This window comes from Planococcus sp. YIM B11945 (genome assembly GCF_050864155.1).
Classification (GTDB): Bacteria; Bacillota; Bacilli; order Bacillales_A; family Planococcaceae; genus Planococcus.
Window position 1 is genome coordinate 39278 of record NZ_JBOZWR010000009.1, and the last position, 16069, is coordinate 55346.

Annotated in this window: 16 protein-coding genes and 1 riboswitch; of the genes, 9 read left to right on the forward strand and 7 right to left on the reverse strand. The window is 44.7% G+C overall.

Features of this window, described 5'->3' with window-relative positions; all coding sequences use genetic code 11:
* Positions 1–151: 151 nt before the first annotated feature.
* The 4 genes from ACRRQV_RS16755 (at position 152) to ACRRQV_RS16770 (ending at position 5018) form a co-directional block, all read left to right on the forward strand.
* Positions 152–1621, forward strand: a complete 1470-nt coding sequence (locus ACRRQV_RS16755) for an MDR family MFS transporter (RefSeq protein WP_432532976.1) — start codon at positions 152–154, stop codon at positions 1619–1621.
* A gap of 104 nt (positions 1622–1725) precedes the next feature.
* The gene (locus ACRRQV_RS16760) at positions 1726–2886 is read left to right on the forward strand and encodes a DEAD/DEAH box helicase (protein ID WP_432532979.1); all 1161 of its coding nucleotides are present in this window, start codon (positions 1726–1728) and stop codon (positions 2884–2886) included.
* Entirely contained in the window at positions 2883–4112 is a 1230-nt protein-coding gene (locus ACRRQV_RS16765; RefSeq protein ID WP_432532982.1) for an aminopeptidase, read from the forward strand. Before ACRRQV_RS16760 ends, ACRRQV_RS16765 begins: the two co-directional genes overlap by 4 nt.
* A 3-nt stretch (positions 4113–4115) precedes the next feature.
* Positions 4116–5018: an SGNH/GDSL hydrolase family protein gene (locus ACRRQV_RS16770; RefSeq protein WP_432532985.1), complete on the forward strand. Its 903-nt coding sequence runs from the start codon at positions 4116–4118 to the stop codon at positions 5016–5018.
* 53 nt (positions 5019–5071) lie between these two features.
* Here the strand turns inward: ACRRQV_RS16770 and ACRRQV_RS16775 are convergent, their stop codons facing one another.
* Positions 5072–5218, reverse strand: coding sequence for a hypothetical protein (locus ACRRQV_RS16775; protein ID WP_432532988.1), 147 nt, complete (start codon positions 5216–5218; stop codon positions 5072–5074).
* A 66-nt stretch (positions 5219–5284) separates the two neighbouring features.
* Positions 5285–6361 carry a M20 family metallopeptidase gene (locus ACRRQV_RS16780; RefSeq protein WP_432532991.1) on the reverse strand — a complete coding sequence of 359 codons (1077 nt, stop codon included), beginning with the start codon at positions 6359–6361 and terminating at the stop codon, positions 5285–5287.
* 113 nt (positions 6362–6474) lie between these two features.
* Positions 6475–6574, forward strand: a riboswitch (TPP riboswitch).
* 107 nt (positions 6575–6681) lie between these two features.
* Here ACRRQV_RS16780 and thiT point away from each other — a divergent pair.
* Together thiT and map are read left to right on the forward strand one after the other, a co-directional pair.
* Entirely contained in the window at positions 6682–7257 is a 576-nt protein-coding gene (gene thiT, locus ACRRQV_RS16785; RefSeq protein ID WP_432532994.1) for an energy-coupled thiamine transporter ThiT, read from the forward strand.
* 388 nt (positions 7258–7645) lie between these two features.
* A complete protein-coding gene (map, locus tag ACRRQV_RS16790) occupies positions 7646–8395 on the forward strand; it encodes a type I methionyl aminopeptidase (protein WP_432532997.1) in 750 nt (249 codons plus the stop codon).
* 71 nt (positions 8396–8466) lie between these two features.
* On the opposite strand, the gene ACRRQV_RS16795 is transcribed toward map, so the two are convergent.
* On the reverse strand, positions 8467–9192 hold the full coding sequence (locus ACRRQV_RS16795; protein ID WP_432533000.1) for a tryptophan-rich sensory protein: 726 nt from the start codon (positions 9190–9192) through the stop codon (positions 8467–8469).
* Positions 9193–9407: 215 nt separating this feature from the next.
* Between ACRRQV_RS16795 and ACRRQV_RS16800 the strand changes: the two genes are divergently transcribed.
* The 3 genes from ACRRQV_RS16800 to ACRRQV_RS16810 all read left to right on the forward strand — a co-directional run bounded on the left by ACRRQV_RS16800 (position 9408) and on the right by ACRRQV_RS16810 (position 12325).
* Positions 9408–11207, forward strand: coding sequence for a M3 family oligoendopeptidase (locus ACRRQV_RS16800; protein ID WP_432533003.1), 1800 nt, complete (start codon positions 9408–9410; stop codon positions 11205–11207).
* A 6-nt stretch (positions 11208–11213) separates the two neighbouring features.
* Complete coding sequence (locus ACRRQV_RS16805) at positions 11214–11756, forward strand: GNAT family N-acetyltransferase (RefSeq protein WP_432533006.1); 543 nt, start codon at positions 11214–11216, stop codon at positions 11754–11756.
* An 86-nt stretch (positions 11757–11842) separates the two neighbouring features.
* Positions 11843–12325, forward strand: a complete 483-nt coding sequence (locus ACRRQV_RS16810) for a DinB family protein (RefSeq protein WP_432533009.1) — start codon at positions 11843–11845, stop codon at positions 12323–12325.
* Between the two features lie 6 nt (positions 12326–12331).
* Here ACRRQV_RS16810 and ACRRQV_RS16815 read toward each other — a convergent pair whose 3' ends face one another.
* From ACRRQV_RS16815 to ACRRQV_RS16830, 4 genes are all read right to left on the reverse strand, one after another.
* Positions 12332–12904, reverse strand: coding sequence for a beta-class carbonic anhydrase (locus ACRRQV_RS16815; RefSeq protein WP_432533012.1), 573 nt, complete (start codon positions 12902–12904; stop codon positions 12332–12334).
* A 117-nt stretch (positions 12905–13021) separates the two neighbouring features.
* Entirely contained in the window at positions 13022–14029 is a 1008-nt protein-coding gene (gene mreBH / locus ACRRQV_RS16820; protein WP_432533015.1) for a rod-share determining protein MreBH, read from the reverse strand.
* 252 nt (positions 14030–14281) lie between these two features.
* Positions 14282–14422 carry a hypothetical protein gene (locus ACRRQV_RS16825; RefSeq protein ID WP_432533018.1) on the reverse strand — a complete coding sequence of 47 codons (141 nt, stop codon included), beginning with the start codon at positions 14420–14422 and terminating at the stop codon, positions 14282–14284.
* 86 nt (positions 14423–14508) lie between these two features.
* Complete coding sequence (locus tag ACRRQV_RS16830; RefSeq protein WP_432533021.1) at positions 14509–15741, reverse strand: aminopeptidase; 1233 nt, start codon at positions 15739–15741, stop codon at positions 14509–14511.
* Positions 15742–16069: the final 328 nt, after the last annotated feature.

Here is a 16069-nt window from a genome sequence, read left to right on the forward strand (position 1 = left end):
GTCTAGTTACATGATAACGTGCAAACCTTTACAAATCAATAAATTTGGACTGTCGGTATATTTCTCTTGATAAAATTGGACGACCGGTATAGAATGATGCAATGGAGTAAAACAAAAAAATACAGCAAGAAAATTACGGAGGAATAAACGAATGACAGAACAGAAAAAACCGCCTTATGGCATAATCGCGATTCTCTTTACCGGGGCGTTTGTAACCATCTTCACGCAAACTTTATTGAATATTGCGTTGCCCGAAATCATGGCAGACTTGAACGTTACACCTTCCACAGTACAGTGGCTAGTGACCGGTTACATGCTGGTCAACGGGATTTTGATTCCGGCCAGTGCATTCTTTATCCAGCGCTTTTCAAACCGCGCGATTTTTATTTTAGCGATGTCGCTATTTTCGCTTGGAACGCTGCTTGCAGGACTAGCGCCAACTTTTAGCATTTTGCTAGTCGGAAGAATGATACAAGCTTCTGGTGCAGCGCTTATGATGCCATTATTGATGAACGTAATCCTAGCAGCTTTCCCCGTAGAAAAACGTGGAGCGGCAATGGGAATTTTCGGACTCGTTATGGTAGTGGCACCGGCAATCGGGCCGACGCTTTCCGGATTTATTGTTGAACATTATTCATGGCGGGTTCTATTCTTCATCATCTTGCCAGTTGCATTAATTTCATTAGGTCTTGGAATTTTTAAATTGAAAAACTTAACAGTCCAAAACAAAAACATGTCGTTGGATAAATTTTCAATCGTCCTTTCCAGCATCGGATTTGGCGGCATTTTATACGGCTTTAGTTCTGCCGGAACAAAAGGATGGGACGATGTAGAAGTATACGGTACGATAGCCGTCGGAGTGGTAGCGCTTCTCATCTTCGTTTTCCGCCAATTGAAATTAAAAGAACCGTTGCTTGAAGTGCGCATCTATAAATACCCAATGTTTGCTTTATCATCAGTGATTTCGGTTGCACTTTCTATGTCCATGTTTTCGGCTATGATCTTAATGCCGATTTATGTGCAGACCATTAAAGGGATCTCGCCGATTGATTCCGGATTGTTAATGCTTCCAGGAGCATTAGTAATGGGCTTTATGTCGCCGGTTACGGGCCGTCTTTTTGACAAATTCGGCGCCAAGGTGCTTGCTATTCCAGGATTGGCTATTGTAGTTCTTACAACATATCTTTTCAGCCAGCTTTCTCTTGAAACAAGTTATTTAGAAATTATGGCGATGTATACAGCCCGCATGTTCGGGATTTCCATGGTTATGATGCCGGTTATGACTAACGGGTTGAACACATTGCCAATGAAATCCTATCCACACGGGACAGCAATCAACAATACGCTGCAACAAGTTGCTGGAGCGATTGGTTCAGCTTTCCTGATCACCATGATGAATACACGGGCGGAATCGACAGGCAAAGAATTGGCCATGAGCGGTGCAGCTCCTGAAACGATAATGAACAATGCCATGCTTGAAGGCATTAATTTTTCCTTCTTTGTTTCTATGTTCATTGCTCTGGTTGCATTAGTGTTGGCCTTCTTCATCAAAAAGCCGGCACGCCCTGTAACTGAAGTTGAAAAAGAAGTTGTCTATAAACAAAAAGAAGTAATGGAATGATGAAAAGGCCGACCCCCAAACGGGCCGGCCTTTTTTCTGTCTAAAAAGGTGCTGTGGCGCGAAATATGATACACTAGAGGCATCGAAAAGAAGGTGGAATCTACATGACTTTTATTACTGGACTCAATCCTGTTTGGCAGGAAAAATGGAAAAAATCAGGATTTGAAACGGCAATGCCCATTCAAGATCAAATGATCCCGGAAATGCTTGCGGGAAACGATATTGTCGCTGAATCGCCGACAGGTTCCGGCAAGACGCTTGCTTACGTCTTACCAATCTTGCAGCGCATCAACCCAGAAAAATCAGCAACGCAGGCGATGATTATTGCGCCGTCCCAAGAATTGTCGATGCAAATCGTCAATGTATTGCGGGAATGGACAGAAGGCACTGAAGTCACAGTTGCGCAATTGATCGGCGGCGCCAATATGCAGCGCCAGCTTGAAAAGCTGAAGAAAAAACCGACCATTATCGTGGGAACGCCAGGCCGGTTAAACGAATTAGTTAAAACGAAAAAATTAAAAATGCACGAAATCCGCATCATCGTTTTGGATGAAGGCGATCAGTTGATGGGGCGCGAGCACCGCAACATCATGAAAGATTTAATTGAAAAGACGCAGCATGACCGCCAGTTGGTATTGGTGTCCGCAACGATCACGGAAGAAGTGGAATTGGTGGCCGAGCGGTTGATGACGCATCCGACTCGAATCCATATAGCTCCGGAAGACTTGCCGATGCAGGGAAAAGTGACTCATTCGTTCATCAAAGTCGACGAACGCGACAAAACCGATTTGCTGCGCAGAATTTCGCATATTGAAGACGTTAAAGCATTGGCTTTTGTCAACAACATCGATCAACTGTTAATGAAAGAAAATAAATTGAAATTCCGTGATGCGAAAATCGTCACGCTTCATTCTGAAATGAAAAAAGACGAGCGGAAAAAAGCGCTTGATGCGTTCCGCAAAGGGGAAGTTTCAGTCTTGATCGCAACAGAAGTAGCGGCACGCGGTTTGGATATCGATTTGGTTACCCACGTCATTCACGTTGACGTACCGCAAACGGTCGAGCAGTATTTGCACCGTTCAGGCCGAACAGGCCGTGCAGGAGCAGACGGCGAAGTTTTGACGCTCCTTGCTTATGCAGACGAACGCCATTACAAGAAATTCACAAAAGAATTGCCGTCCAAGCCAGTGCAGAAAGTGTTGCACGGCGGCCAATTAATAGAAGGATCGAGCAAAACCATCGCCGAAAAGGGGAGCAAACGATGACATTCCAGGAAAAATTGGAGCATTACGCAGAATTAACGGTCTATGTAGGATTGAACGTTCAAAAAGACCAGTTGGTTGTCATCAACACAACCATCGATACGCTTGAGTTTACTCGCCTTGTAGTAAAAAAAGCGTACGAAGCTGGAGCGAAAACTGTCCAAGTCAATTATTCGGATCCAATTCAAACTCGAATGCATTATGAACTGGCTCCGGATCAAGCATTCCAGGAATATCCGCAATGGTCGGTTGTCCAGCGAGAAGAAGTGATTGATAAAGGCGGTTCGTTTTTGTGGATTGATGCAGAAGACCCAGATTTACTGACGGGCATACCGGTTAAACGTTTGACCGATTTTCAGAAATCAGCAGGCAAGGCGCTGGAACGTTACCGCCAAGCGGTCGGTTCCGACAAAATTGCTTGGTCGATTGTCGCCATTCCGTCCACAAAATGGGCGGAAAAAGTATTCCCGGATTTATCGGTGGAAGAAGGCATGGCGGCGCTTTGGGAAGCAATCTTTAAAACGGTGCGCATCGGTGAAGGCAATGCCGTGGAATTGTGGAAAACGCATATTGAAAAGTTAGAACAGCGTGCGGCACAGTTGAATGGCAAAAAATATACGCAATTGCATTACCGAGCACCAGGCACCGATTTGACGATTGCGTTGCCGGAAAAACATTTATGGCTAACAGGAGCTGCCAAAACGCCTCAAGGCAATAGCTTTATCGCCAATATGCCAACGGAAGAAGTGTATACAGTCCCAGCAAAATATGGCGTAGAAGGTAAAGTAAGCAACACGAAGCCGCTTGTTTACCAAGGAAATATCATTGACGGTTTTTCCCTGACGTTTGAAAAAGGGAAGATCATCAAAGCAGAAGCGGAGACGGGACAGGAATTGCTGAATGAAATGATTACGGCTGACAATGGGGCGTCTTATTTAGGCGAAGTCGCGTTAGTGCCGCACCATTCACCGATTTCCGATTCCAATATTTTATTTTTTAATACATTATTCGATGAGAATGCTTCCAATCATTTGGCGATTGGCGATTCGTATCCGACTTGCTATGAAGGCGCACGCGATTTGGAGCGTACGCAGCTGGAATCGATCGGCTTGAATACGTCCATCGTCCATGAAGATTTCATGATCGGAAGCGATAACATGGACATCGATGGCATTTTGGCCGATGGAACGAGAGAACCAATTTTCCGTAAAGGAAACTGGGCATTTTAAGAGGTGAACCTTTTGAAAAAATATTTGATTGCAGCTATGCTGGCTATTTTCTCCTTTAGCGGATCCTATTCTGCGGAAGCTGCTATTAAAATACCAGCGGTTTACATTGCCCTTGGTGATTCGCTGGCGGCTGGGCAGACTCCGGATTCGAAAATAGATGCAGGCTATACCGATTTGATTGCACAGGAACTTTCCCGGCATCAGCCGGTCGCTTTCTATACAAAACAACTGGCGTTTCCTGGGTTCACGACAAAAGATGTGCTGGAGCGGGTTCGCTCGAAGGAAGCCAAGGACGTATTAGCTTCTGCCAATATCATTACCATTTCAGCAGGAGCCAATGATTTGCTGCGCCTTGTGCAATCCGATCCAAAAAATGGGTCGCTTGCGTTCCAGCAAATTCAAGTGGATTTTGCGTTGAACGAAGCCCGCATCAATATGGAAACCATTTTAGAGGAATTGAAAGTAAAGGCGCCTAACGCCGATGTCTATGTAATGGGCTATTATTTTGCCTATCCTCACGTAAGAGAAAGCCAAAAAGAAGGCACGGCGAAGCAATTAGATCGCCTTAATGAAATTCTGAAAAGAAGTTCGGAACAAGCGGGTGCCCAGTTTGTTGCTGTCGATAAAGCGTTTGGCGATAAAGCGGTGGATAAAGTACCGAACCCGGCAGATGTTCATCCAAATATTTTTGGCTACCAAGCGATGGCAAATGCGTTTTTGAACGAGTACCAAAAAGGATGGAAAGTGGAAAAGGGAGAACTTCCAAAAGCTGATCCGAAGTCATTTGAAGAAATCATGCAAAGCCAGGAAGGGCAAGGAGAAGCCGTTGAAGGAACTTCTTCCCAGCCTTCCGATAGCATGAAGGAAGATTATTTGGCTCTGCTGGAACCAATTCCTTACATTTAAAGCCATGCATAACAAAACCCCGATCCGGATATTCCAGATCGGGGTTTTGGCATTTAGCGTTTCCGTGGGTTCGGTTTATACTGGTTGGTTGATTGAGCAGCTCCAGCACCAGCTTTTCGTTTATTCATAGCTTTCCGTATAATCGGGTAAGCGATTGGTCCATACTTGATAGCGGTTTTTACAATGCGGCCAATTCCCATTATCATCTCTCCATTCGTTTAGTAAAGGTATTATACAAGTTCCCGAAAATAGGGAGATGCAAACATTTATTCTTTGGAAAGTGCCTGCAAGAGAAGAATTTCCTTATAGGCCTGGACGCTGGATAACTCAACATATTCCGCATTTCCATGCCAATCGCCGCCGCTTGGCCCGAATTCGATTGCACCTTCGCCATTGATGGGGATTGCGTAATAGCGGGTATCAGCGGCTCCATGCTGGCCGAATAAAACCGGTTCCGTTTTCGTCACTTGGCGAATAGCTTTTTGCAAACTTAAAATTGAACTGTGTTCAGCAGATGTTTTTAAAGCGGGCGTAGAATTGTCCGCTTGATAATCCATTTTCAGACCAAGCGTTTTTGCCAACTCTGCCATTTGGTGAATAATTTCATCTGGATCCTGCCCAGGCAAAAAGCGGATGTCATAAGAAACATGGCATACTTCAGGAACCACGTTGTAGCGCTTTCCAGCATTCATAATGGCCAAGTTGACAGAAGGGTGCTCGTAAAAGTCGGTTGATTGTTTTTGAAAAGGAAGTTCCGACAACTGCTCATGAAATTTCATTGCACATTCGATGGCATTGATGCCTTCCCAAGGCCGGCTGCCGTGAGCAGGTTTTCCTTTGAACACCAAATCCATATGTAAAACGCCTTTCGACTGCACCCCAACTTTTAAACCGGTCGGTTCGCCGCAAATCACGAAGTCGCCGCTGTAGCCTTGTTCGACTAGCCACTTGGAAGTATTTTCGCCGCCAATTTCTTCGTCAGTGACCAGATGCAGTTGAACGGTCCGTTGCAGCAATGAAGCGTCTAATTCCACAAAAGCTTGCATCATTGCTGCAACGCCAGCTTTCATGTCAGCAGAGCCGCGGCCGTAAAGGCGATCCATTTTCTCTATCGGAACAAATTGTTCTTCGTGGCCCGGAACGACATCAACATGTCCATTCCAAATAATCGTATCACTGCCGCCGCCTTTGCTTGCCGTCAACATGAGAAAGCCGTTATGTTCATGGAGAGTAACCAATTGGCCGCGTTCTTTCAGCCAATCAGCGCAATAAATCAAGGCTTCGTTTGCGCCGGTTTTCGTATCGCTTTTGATTTGGATCAGATTTTTTAACAAGTCAATCATATGAGAGCCGCCAAATTTCTGGCCGCTGCCACCCCCTTTGTAAAATTATTCACCTGTAAGATTGCTTTCGGTTGAAGCCTTCGGTACAATACATATGTTACCGAAAATCATGTATACACCACAAGGGGAGCTTTTGCTGAGAGTGAACAGTTCTGTTCTTACCCTTTGAACCTGTAAGTTAACGCTTGCGCAGGGATGTGGATGGAAACCTGCCCTTATGCGGCGTCAGGCTCTATCCTGACGCCGCTTTTATATGGAAAAAAATAGGTTTTATTCTGCTTTCCCTTCTGGTGTTGTGCAAACACATTAAGGAGGAAGTTATGAGAAACAAACGCATTTTATTATTGGTGGAAATTGCAATTTTTGGCGCTCTGGGATATGTTCTCGATTTTGTCGCGTTTAAAATGCCGCAAGGGGGATCCGTCAGCTTGGTAATGATTCCGATAGTCTTGATGGCATTCCGAAGAGGTGTAGGGGCGGGCGTATTGACCGGGTTGCTGGTTGGCTTGCTGCAAATTGTCACGGGTGTCATTTCAGTCACGCCATTGTCATTCGGGTTTGTCATTTTGCAAGTGATTCTCGATTATCTGGTTGCTTATGCTATGGTCGGCTTTGCTGGCAGCATGCGAAGCCAATACGTGAACGGACTGCAAAACGGAAAAACGGGCAGCATGATTTCTGCAATTGTCATCGGCATTTTGATCGCATCCTTTTTGCGCTACGTGGTCCATGTGATCACCGGGATTTTGTTCTTCGCCGAATTTGCAGAAGGAAATGTAGTCATTTATTCCATCATTTATAACGCTACTTATATGATTCCGGTATTCTTGCTCGCCGCAGTTGTGTGTTCAGCACTATTTGTAGCAGCACCGAAGTTAGTGGACAGCAAAGCATAAGCAGCAGGGGTTGTCCCAAAAGGGGCTGACGTCCATTCCAGCCCGCAGGAGTCGCCGCATCCATTCCCGTCAGCTAATTATAAAAAAGGCTAAGAAAAGCACCACTTTTCTTAGCCTTTTTTATATTTTGCAGTTATGGACAGCCTCTTTTCTTATTGTCGATTTTGTCCGCTATCCATTGTTTGTCAGGCCTTACCTGGGCGCTTCCGCTTTTCTTATGGTCCAGACTCCAGCGCCCAGCCTCTTGAGGTCGCTGGCTATCTTGCCAGCAATGGCAAAGAACGCCATTACTTTCAAGCCCTCCAGCGCTTGTCGAGGCTTACCTGGGCGCTTCCGCTTTTCTTATGGTATAATTTTTAATTAGAAAAGCTTGAAAGAAGGGTATTCAATGATTGCCAGTACAGAAAAAGAAATAGAAATGTTGAAAAAAGCCGGCCGCATGGTCGCTGAAATTCGTGAAGCGATGAAGGCTGCAACAAAACCGGGCGTCACAACGAAAGAAATTGACGAACTTGGCGGACAGCTGTTCAAAGAACTAGGCGGCTTGTCAGGCCCGAAAGGCGAATACGATTTCCCAGGATATACATGCATCAGCGTCAACGAAGAAGTGGCTCACGGGATTCCGGGCAGCCGCGTCATCAAAGACGGCGACATCGTCAATATTGACGTATCCGGTTCATATGAAGGATTTTTTGCCGATACCGGCATTTCGTTTGTCGTAGGCGAAGGCCATCCTGAAAAAGAACAGCTGTGCAAAGTGGCTGAATCGGCATTTGAGCGCGCCATGACGAAAGTCAAAGCCGGAGCCAAGCTGAATCAAATCGGCAAAGCCGTTGAACGGGAAGCCAAACAACAAGGTTTGTTTGTCATCAAAAACTTAACGGGCCATGGCATCGGGAAATCTCTTCACGAAGAGCCGCAGCACATTTTAAACTATTACGATGCTTGGGAAAAAACCATCCTGAAAGAAGGAATGGTATTGGCGGTCGAGCCGTTTATTTCCCAAAAAGCTGAACATATTGTAGAATCCGGAGATGGCTGGACATTCATCACACCGGACCAGTCGCTAGTCGCTCAAATTGAACATACCGTGCTCGTCACAAAAGGCGAACCGATTTTGTTGACGAAATTAGACTGATTGAAATATGCATAAATAAAAATCCTGTATCGAATTATCGATACAGGATTTTTGTCTTTAAACGGCCAGCATTACTGGGCCGTTCGTTTTTTGATTAACAAAATGCCGGTCGCAATGACGCCGCTTAAGAAAAGGGAAGCGGTTGTGACGAGCAGTTCGTCCGCTCCGTTCTTGACAGCGATGCCGATAAACGCCCATATAAAGACAAGGGCAATCGGGATGTCGTTGTGGTGGAAGCGGATGTGGAGCGCGATGGCGGTAGCTACCGTCAACATGATGACCGTCCATAATTGGTCGCTGAGTCCCCAGCCGCTCCAATTGAAATAAGTCAAAACGAAATTAATGTTGGTGATAGTTGCGACAATGATCCAGCCGAGGTTAATAGAGACCGGCATGCGTTCGGTCAACTTTCGTTCCGCATTTGAGTATTGCAGGTAAAGCAGAACTAAGGCAATCAAATAACTGACAATCGCCACGATGGACCAAATAAAGAATTCATAATGCCATAAAAACAGCCACGCAATGTTGAAGGCGGCACTCAATGTAAAATACAAGGTGATTTTTGCCGAAGGAGCGGTTCCGTTTTTCCAGCGAATCCATTGGCCGATAATCCAAATGGCAAAAATTATGTAAATGAAAGACCAGATTGAAAAGACATAGCCAGCTGGAGTAAACATGACCGGAAGCCGATTGGAAATCTCTCCGGTTGTCTGTCCATTGATTGGCAGCGTATTGGCTAGCGTGTTGAATACGACGATTGCTAAAAACGCAATGGTCATGACTAGTGTACGAAACATGATAGAGCCCCCTCCTTATTATCAGTATACCTGTCCAAGTTTCGTTCAACAAATATGTTTCTCCTAGAAAATTCAAAAATTGAGCAAAAAAGAACGAAACGTGAAATTTTCCAGATTAAGCCGGAGGCGAACTGTTCAAATTATTCCGCCTTCAGATTAACAATGGTATACTTATAAGTGTTTTTAGAAAATTAAGTTTAGACGGAGGTAAGCCGATGACCGTAAAATATGCTGAAGTGTGGGATCTGGATATATTGTTTCCAGGTGGAAGCGACTCCCAGGAATTGCGATTACATATGGACAATGCTGCACCAAAATTGGATAAGTTTGAAACTACGGCTTTAAACTTTCAAGTGCCATCTTCAATAGAAGACGCCGGGAAAATAGCGGCACTTTTAGATGAAGTTAAAGACGTTATGTTGCATCTCCGCCAATCGAGTGCTTTTATCGGCTGCCTTATGGCACAAAACACCGAAGACAAAAAGGCAAACATTCTGCAAAGTGAAACGGCTGCACTCGGTGCGCGCTTCCAGTCGGCGCTTCAAAAAATTCAGCAAGACTTGACCAAAACGGAAAACGGGGTTTGGAACAAGTTGTTGGAAGAAGCCTCTCTTCGCGAGTTTAGCTTTTTGCTGAATGAATGGCGTGAAGAAGCCAATCTGCAACTTTCAGAAAAAGAAGAGAATTTAATCACCGCGCTTAGCGTAGATGGCTACCACGGATGGAGCCAGCTCTACGATATGCTGGTGGGCGATATCAAGATCACCATGACGGTGGACGGGGAAGAAAAAGTTTTTTCCGTCGGTCAAGCGAACAACTTAAGCTCACATAAGGATGCTGCCATCCGCCAGGAATCGTATGAGAAGTTAGAAGAGGCGTGGACCGAGAAAGAAGAGTTTTTCGCCAAAACCTTAAATTCAATTGCCGGTTTCCGTTTAGCAGTTTACCAAAAACGTGGGTGGGAAAACCCGCTGCAAGATCCGCTGCACATCAACCGAATGAAAGAAGAAACATTGGATGCGATGTGGGGAGCTATCAGCAAACACAAACAACCATTCGTTGAATACTTGAACAAAAAAAGCGAATTGCTCGGTAAAGATGGAATGGACTGGTTCGACGTCGATGCCCCAGTCACGGAAAGCACGCAGCAATTTTCGTATCAAGAAGGCGCGGATTTTATTTTAAATCATTTTGACAAATTCGGTCCGGAACTTGCTCGTTTTTCAGAGCAGGCATTTGAAAAAGGGTGGATCGAAGCAGAAGATCGTCCAAACAAACGCCCAGGCGGTTTTTGCACTGGGCTGCCGCTGACGGAAGAATCGCGTATTTTCATGACTTACAGCGGCTCAATGTCCAATGTAGCGACACTGGCCCATGAACTTGGCCACGCGTTCCATTCGTATGCATTGCGCCCGGTCCATCCGCTCAACCGTTCTTATGCGATGAATGTGGCTGAAACGGCTTCAACGTTTGCGGAAATGATCGTGGCGGATGCTGCAGTGAAAAATGCAGCAACGAAAGAAGAAAAAATTGCGCTTTTGGAAGATAAAGTGCAGCGAAGCGTCGCTTTTTTCATGAATATCCATGCACGCTTCTTATTTGAAACGCGTTTTTATGAAGAACGCAAAAAAGGTGTGGTAGCCGCTTCCCGTTTAAACGAGTTGATGGATGAAGCGCAGAACGAAGCATTTGCAGGCGGCTTAAAATCCACGCATCCGCATTTCTGGGCATCAAAACTGCATTTCTATATCACCGATGTACCATTCTACAATTTCCCGTATACGTTCGGCTATTTATTCTCGTTGAGCATTTACGCAAAAGCGCTAGAAGAAGGAACCGGGTTTGAAGAGAAATATATGGCGCTATTGCGCGATACGGCCATCATGTCGGCTGAAGATTTGGCGATGAAGCATTTGGGCGAAGACATTACGCAACAAGCATTTTGGGAAAAAGGCATCGCATTGTGTGTGAAAGATGCAGAAGAATTCGTCGCATTGACGTCTTCCATGGGGTGATTTGCCATGTTATTTAATGGAAAAACCTGCTATCTCCGAAGTTTAGAAGTCGACGACGCAGAAGCGATGGTCCAACTGCTTGTCCGAAATCGTGATTATTGGGCCATATACGAACCGCGCCACCGAGACAGTTATTTTACAATAGCGGTCCAACGGGAAAAAATTCGGGAATCAATTTATCAAGCAAGGGAAAACCGGGAGTATAGTTTAGGTATTTTTGAGCACGAAACAAATCGGTTGATCGGCCACATTTCGATGTACAGCATCAAACGCCTGCCTTTCCTCAGCGGTTTGGTCGGCTACTCAATGGATGAAGCGCAGATTGGAAAAGGGATCGCGACAGAAGCGGTCCAACTGGTCGTGGCGTTTGGATTTGAACAGCTTCGGCTGCACCGAATTGAAGCCTATGTATCACCGAGAAATATGGGTTCGATCCGAGTGCTGCAAAAAGCAGGATTTTTAAATGAAGGATTGCTGCGCGAGTTTCTTTACATCAATGGGGAATGGGAAGACCATTTTCATTTTGCTATGCTTGAAAGCGAATTTTGAAAGGGCAAGGCCACCTATAAAAAATGGTGGAGCCAAACAAAACGCTGGTTTTTCTGAGCAATGGACAAAGCGAAAGAAGGTGCAGAATGAACAAAGACAAACTTTTTTCATATCACAAATGGGCCACTTTAACGTGTCTGGACCATATCAAATCGCTTGGCGAAGAAATTTATGTGCGGGAGGGAATGAATTCCTTTGCCTCGATCCAACAAACCATGGAGCATGTCCTAGGCGTGGAAAAATTGTGGCTTATGCGCATGAACCAAGTTGGACAGCCCACTTTTGAAAGGCTAGACGTTTCTACTGTGGCAAAAGCGAAAGAATCAGCCATGCTGCTGCATGCAGAAATGGAATTGTATTTTGCTTCCTTGACGGATGAACAGTGGCAAGAGATATTGAAATTCAAAACGATGCGCGGCGACGATTTGGAAAACACGCGCGAAGAAATGCTCTTTACCGTCGTCAACCATGCGTCATACCATAGAGGGCAAATCACGTCATTCCTCCGCCAATTCGGCAAAGAAGGCATTGCGCTCGATTATATCTACTTTCAAAAACAAAACCGCTGAGAAATCTCAGCGGTTTTCGTCTGTATTGCCATTTACTACTAAATCCAGTTTCCCGGTTGTTGGGTCGATCACTAAACCGTGTACAGGAACAGCACGGTCCATTAATGGATGGTTTTTCACCATATTGACACTGTGGCGAACGCTTTCGGTGACATCGTCAAATCCGTAAAGCCATTGTTCCAAATTAACGCCTGAATATTTCAAGAGATCAATTGTTTTTTCTTCGATTCCCCGGGATTTCATTTTTTCAAGAACCACGGATGACTCAATTGCTGACATGCCGCAATCGTGGTGGCCAATTATGTAGATTTCATCTGCTTGTAATTCATACACCGCAACAATGATGCTTCGCATAATCGCACCGAACGGATGATTGATTACAGCGCCAGCGCTTTTGACGATTTTAACGTCTCCATTTTTTAAATTCATCGCTTTTGGCAGAAGTTCAAACAGCCTGGTATCCATACACGTTAAAATGACAATTTTTTTATCCGGAAACTTCGTCGTGATAAACTCCTCGTACTTTTTCTCATTTACAAACTCTTCATTGAAAGTCAAAATTTCGTTAAGCAACGACATGGCATTTCCTCCTTGAAATTTCTTCTCTTTTATTTTAATGCAATCGAGCGAAAAAGACGAATCACACGCAATAACCAAATAAAAAACCTGAAAGCGCTAGGCTTTCAGGCATAAAGATTAATTCGGGATTTTTTCAAGTTTGCTCATCATGACGAGCGAACGCCCTGTGCCGATGGCTACCGATTCAAGCGGTTGAGGGGCAGTATGTACAGGTACGGAAATTTCTTCCGACAGCCATTGCTGCATGCCTTTCAGTAATGCACCGCCGCCAGAGATAACGACGCCTTGGTCGACGATATCGCCTGAAAGCTCAGCAGGGCAATTTTCCAGCGTAGCACGGATGCATTCCAGAATCGACATTAACGATTCTTTCAGCGTTTCTTGAATTTCTGTAGACGTCAATGTGACGATTTTTGGCAATCCGGTCATAATATCGCGTCCACGGATTTCCATCGTTTCTGCTTTGTGCGGAATAAGCGCGTAGCCGATTTCTTTTTTGATTCTTTCAGCAGTTGGTTCGCCGATCAATACATTATAATGTTTGCGGACGTATTGAATAATGTCTTCGTCCATGCGGTCGCCGGCAACTTTTACCGTATTTGACGAAACCACGCCTCCAAATGAGATGATGCCGACTTCGGTTGTGCCGCCGCCGATGTCAACGATGACGCTTGCGATCGGTTCGCTGACCGGAAGATCTGCGCCGATTGCTGCTGCTACCGGTTCTTCAATCAAATGAACGCTTTTAGCGCCGCTTTGCTTAGCTGCATCATGGATGGCGCGGCGTTCAACTGAAGTCGCTCCACAAGGCGTGCAAATCATGACGTTCGGTTTGCGGAAAGCGCCTCCCATTTGTTTAGCTGCTTTTTGCATGACAATTTTTAAAAGATCTGTAGTTACATCAAAGTCAGCGATAACGCCTTCTTTTAAAGGGCGGACAACACGAATATGGCTTGGAGTTTTTCCCATCATCGCTTTAGCGTCTTCTCCGATGGCCAATACTTTGCCAGTTTTTGTATCTAAAGCAACAACCGAAGGCTCATTCAAAATAATGCCTTTCGATTTTGTATATACTAAAATGTTTGCGGTTCCTAAATCAATGCCGATATCTGTTGACGAAAACATGGATAAACTCCTCCTAATAATAAACAAGTTCCTTTCGCATTTTACCACGAAAAAATAACTATAAAAAATTATAACAAATTCTTGTCATATAAGAAGAGGCTAAGGTCGTTCGAATCGAATTAAAATTAGGTTGATATAACTATTTTGTCACCGTTATGTAATCGAAATGATTTCTCTTTGTTAAATATATGTCATACGAAGACAAGAGAAAGAGGTCCGCTGCAAAGCAGCAGGACCTCTTTTGTCAAATCATTAGTATCTATGCTTTGGAAGTGGATCTACGTGTTCTGCATCATGCGAATGCAATTCTTTTCCAAGAAAATGCATAAGTGTTGCGAAAAATAGACCGATTACGACCATAAATCCAAGGACAACTGTAATTCCGTATACCATGTAAGACAACTCCTCTCTCGTTGGTAATGATCCCTCATCATTATACAGAAAAACCAACAGAAAAATAAGTGTCGATTTTCAGAACCTTAAAATGCCCAGTTGCCGTTTCTGAAAACCGGTTCACGCGTGCCATCTTCCAAAATGCCGTCAATGTCCATTTCAGCTGATCCGACCATGAAATCAACATGAGTGATGCTTTGGTTCAAACCGTGTTTTTCCAATTCTTCGGAAGACATTGTTTTGCCGCCTTCTAAGCAAAACGCATACGCGCTGCCGATGGCAAAATGGTTGGAAGCATTTTCATCAAAAAGCGTGTTGTAGAACAAAACGTCTGAAGCCGAAATGGGCGATTGATGAGGGACTAGCGCCACTTCACCTAAATAGTGGGAGCCTTCATCCGAGTCGACCAAGTGTTTTAAAACTTCTTCGCCTTGAGCTGCGGTTACATCGACAATGCGGCCGTTCTCAAATGTCACTTTAAAATCATCGATGATGTTGCCGCCATAGCTAAGAGGTTTTGTACTGGATACATACCCGTTTACGCCGGTTTTATTCGGCACGGTGAAGACCTCTTCTGTCGGCATATTCGCCATAAACGTAAATCCTTTTTCGTTGACGGAACCCGCGCCACACCAAAGATGCCCTTTTGGCAGTTCTACTTCTAAATCGGTATTCGGCGATGTGTAATGAAGTTTAGCGTATTTTTTGTTATTAAGATAATCAACTTTCGTATGCAAGGTTTTGTCGTGTTCCAACCACGCTTCAACAGGCTGATCAACATCAGCGCGGACTGCTTTAAAAATTGCTTCCCATAAAGCATCAACTTGCTCTTCCTCGGGTAGTTCAGGGAAGACTTTTGCTGCCCATGCTTTAGAAGGCGCTGCAATAACCGACCAGCTGATTTTATCTGACTGGACATATTGGCGGTACTTGCTAAGTGCTGTACCCGTCGCTTTTTGGAAGGCGCTGATTCGTTTGGAATCAATGCCTTTTAACAAGTCGGGGCTTTGGGAGACGATGCTTAGAAAAGCTGCACCTTGTTCCGCTAATTGCTCGCGTTCTTGGACTTTCCAAGCAGGAAAAGTCGAAAACGAATCTTCAGGAGCTAGTTCATAGCGCAAGCGGCCGACTTCATCGTCGTTCCAGTCCACATGAACTTGTTTAGCGCCTGTTATGTAGGCCTGCTTGGTTATCAAGCGAACGAGTGGTGCTGCGTCAAGAGATGCCGCGATATAAAGCTGCTGCCCTGGTTGAATGTTTACCCCAACATTTACAGCTAATTCAGCGTAACGGTTTAACTTTTCATTAAAAGATGTCAATAAAATCTCTCCTCTCATCCTCTACATAGTAGCAATTTTGAGCCGCTTTCTGCAATGAATATACAAAGAATTGTGAAATTTTTTGAGTTTAGAGGGACCTAATACCCCGCATCGTGCAAAAACTCGGAAAGTTCTCTCCTGAAAGGCGACAATTTGGCTATATAAGTTGAACTAATGATTCCAACTTGTCGATATTCCGCAGGCAAGACATTGACCGAATGTAGTGCGGTCGATGTCTTTGCGAAAGCCCTGCCCAAAGCGTCCAAAGCGGCTTATAAAAAAGCACCTTCTTTAGTTCAACTTATATTAGTTTAAAAAAGTCTTTTCG

Bases quoted from the DNA above. Each gene is read 5' to 3' on its own strand.
- map (WP_432532997.1), top strand. From the start codon at position 7,646: ATGATTGCCAGTACAGAAAAAGAAATAGAAATGTTGAAAAAAGCCGGC.
- ACRRQV_RS16755 (WP_432532976.1), top strand. From the start codon at position 152: ATGACAGAACAGAAAAAACCGCCTTATGGCATAATCGCGATTCTCTTT.
- ACRRQV_RS16825 (WP_432533018.1), bottom strand. From the start codon at position 14,422: ATGGTATACGGAATTACAGTTGTCCTTGGATTTATGGTCGTAATCGGT.
- ACRRQV_RS16805 (WP_432533006.1), top strand. From the start codon at position 11,214: ATGTTATTTAATGGAAAAACCTGCTATCTCCGAAGTTTAGAAGTCGAC.
- ACRRQV_RS16760 (WP_432532979.1), top strand. From the start codon at position 1,726: ATGACTTTTATTACTGGACTCAATCCTGTTTGGCAGGAAAAATGGAAA.
- ACRRQV_RS16775 (WP_432532988.1), bottom strand. From the start codon at position 5,218: ATGGGAATTGGCCGCATTGTAAAAACCGCTATCAAGTATGGACCAATC.
- ACRRQV_RS16815 (WP_432533012.1), bottom strand. From the start codon at position 12,904: ATGTCGTTGCTTAACGAAATTTTGACTTTCAATGAAGAGTTTGTAAAT.
- ACRRQV_RS16795 (WP_432533000.1), bottom strand. From the start codon at position 9,192: ATGTTTCGTACACTAGTCATGACCATTGCGTTTTTAGCAATCGTCGTA.
- mreBH (WP_432533015.1), bottom strand. From the start codon at position 14,029: ATGTTTTCGTCAACAGATATCGGCATTGATTTAGGAACCGCAAACATT.
- ACRRQV_RS16765 (WP_432532982.1), top strand. From the start codon at position 2,883: ATGACATTCCAGGAAAAATTGGAGCATTACGCAGAATTAACGGTCTAT.
- thiT (WP_432532994.1), top strand. From the start codon at position 6,682: ATGAGAAACAAACGCATTTTATTATTGGTGGAAATTGCAATTTTTGGC.
- ACRRQV_RS16780 (WP_432532991.1), bottom strand. From the start codon at position 6,361: ATGATTGACTTGTTAAAAAATCTGATCCAAATCAAAAGCGATACGAAA.
- ACRRQV_RS16810 (WP_432533009.1), top strand. From the start codon at position 11,843: ATGAACAAAGACAAACTTTTTTCATATCACAAATGGGCCACTTTAACG.
- ACRRQV_RS16800 (WP_432533003.1), top strand. From the start codon at position 9,408: ATGACCGTAAAATATGCTGAAGTGTGGGATCTGGATATATTGTTTCCA.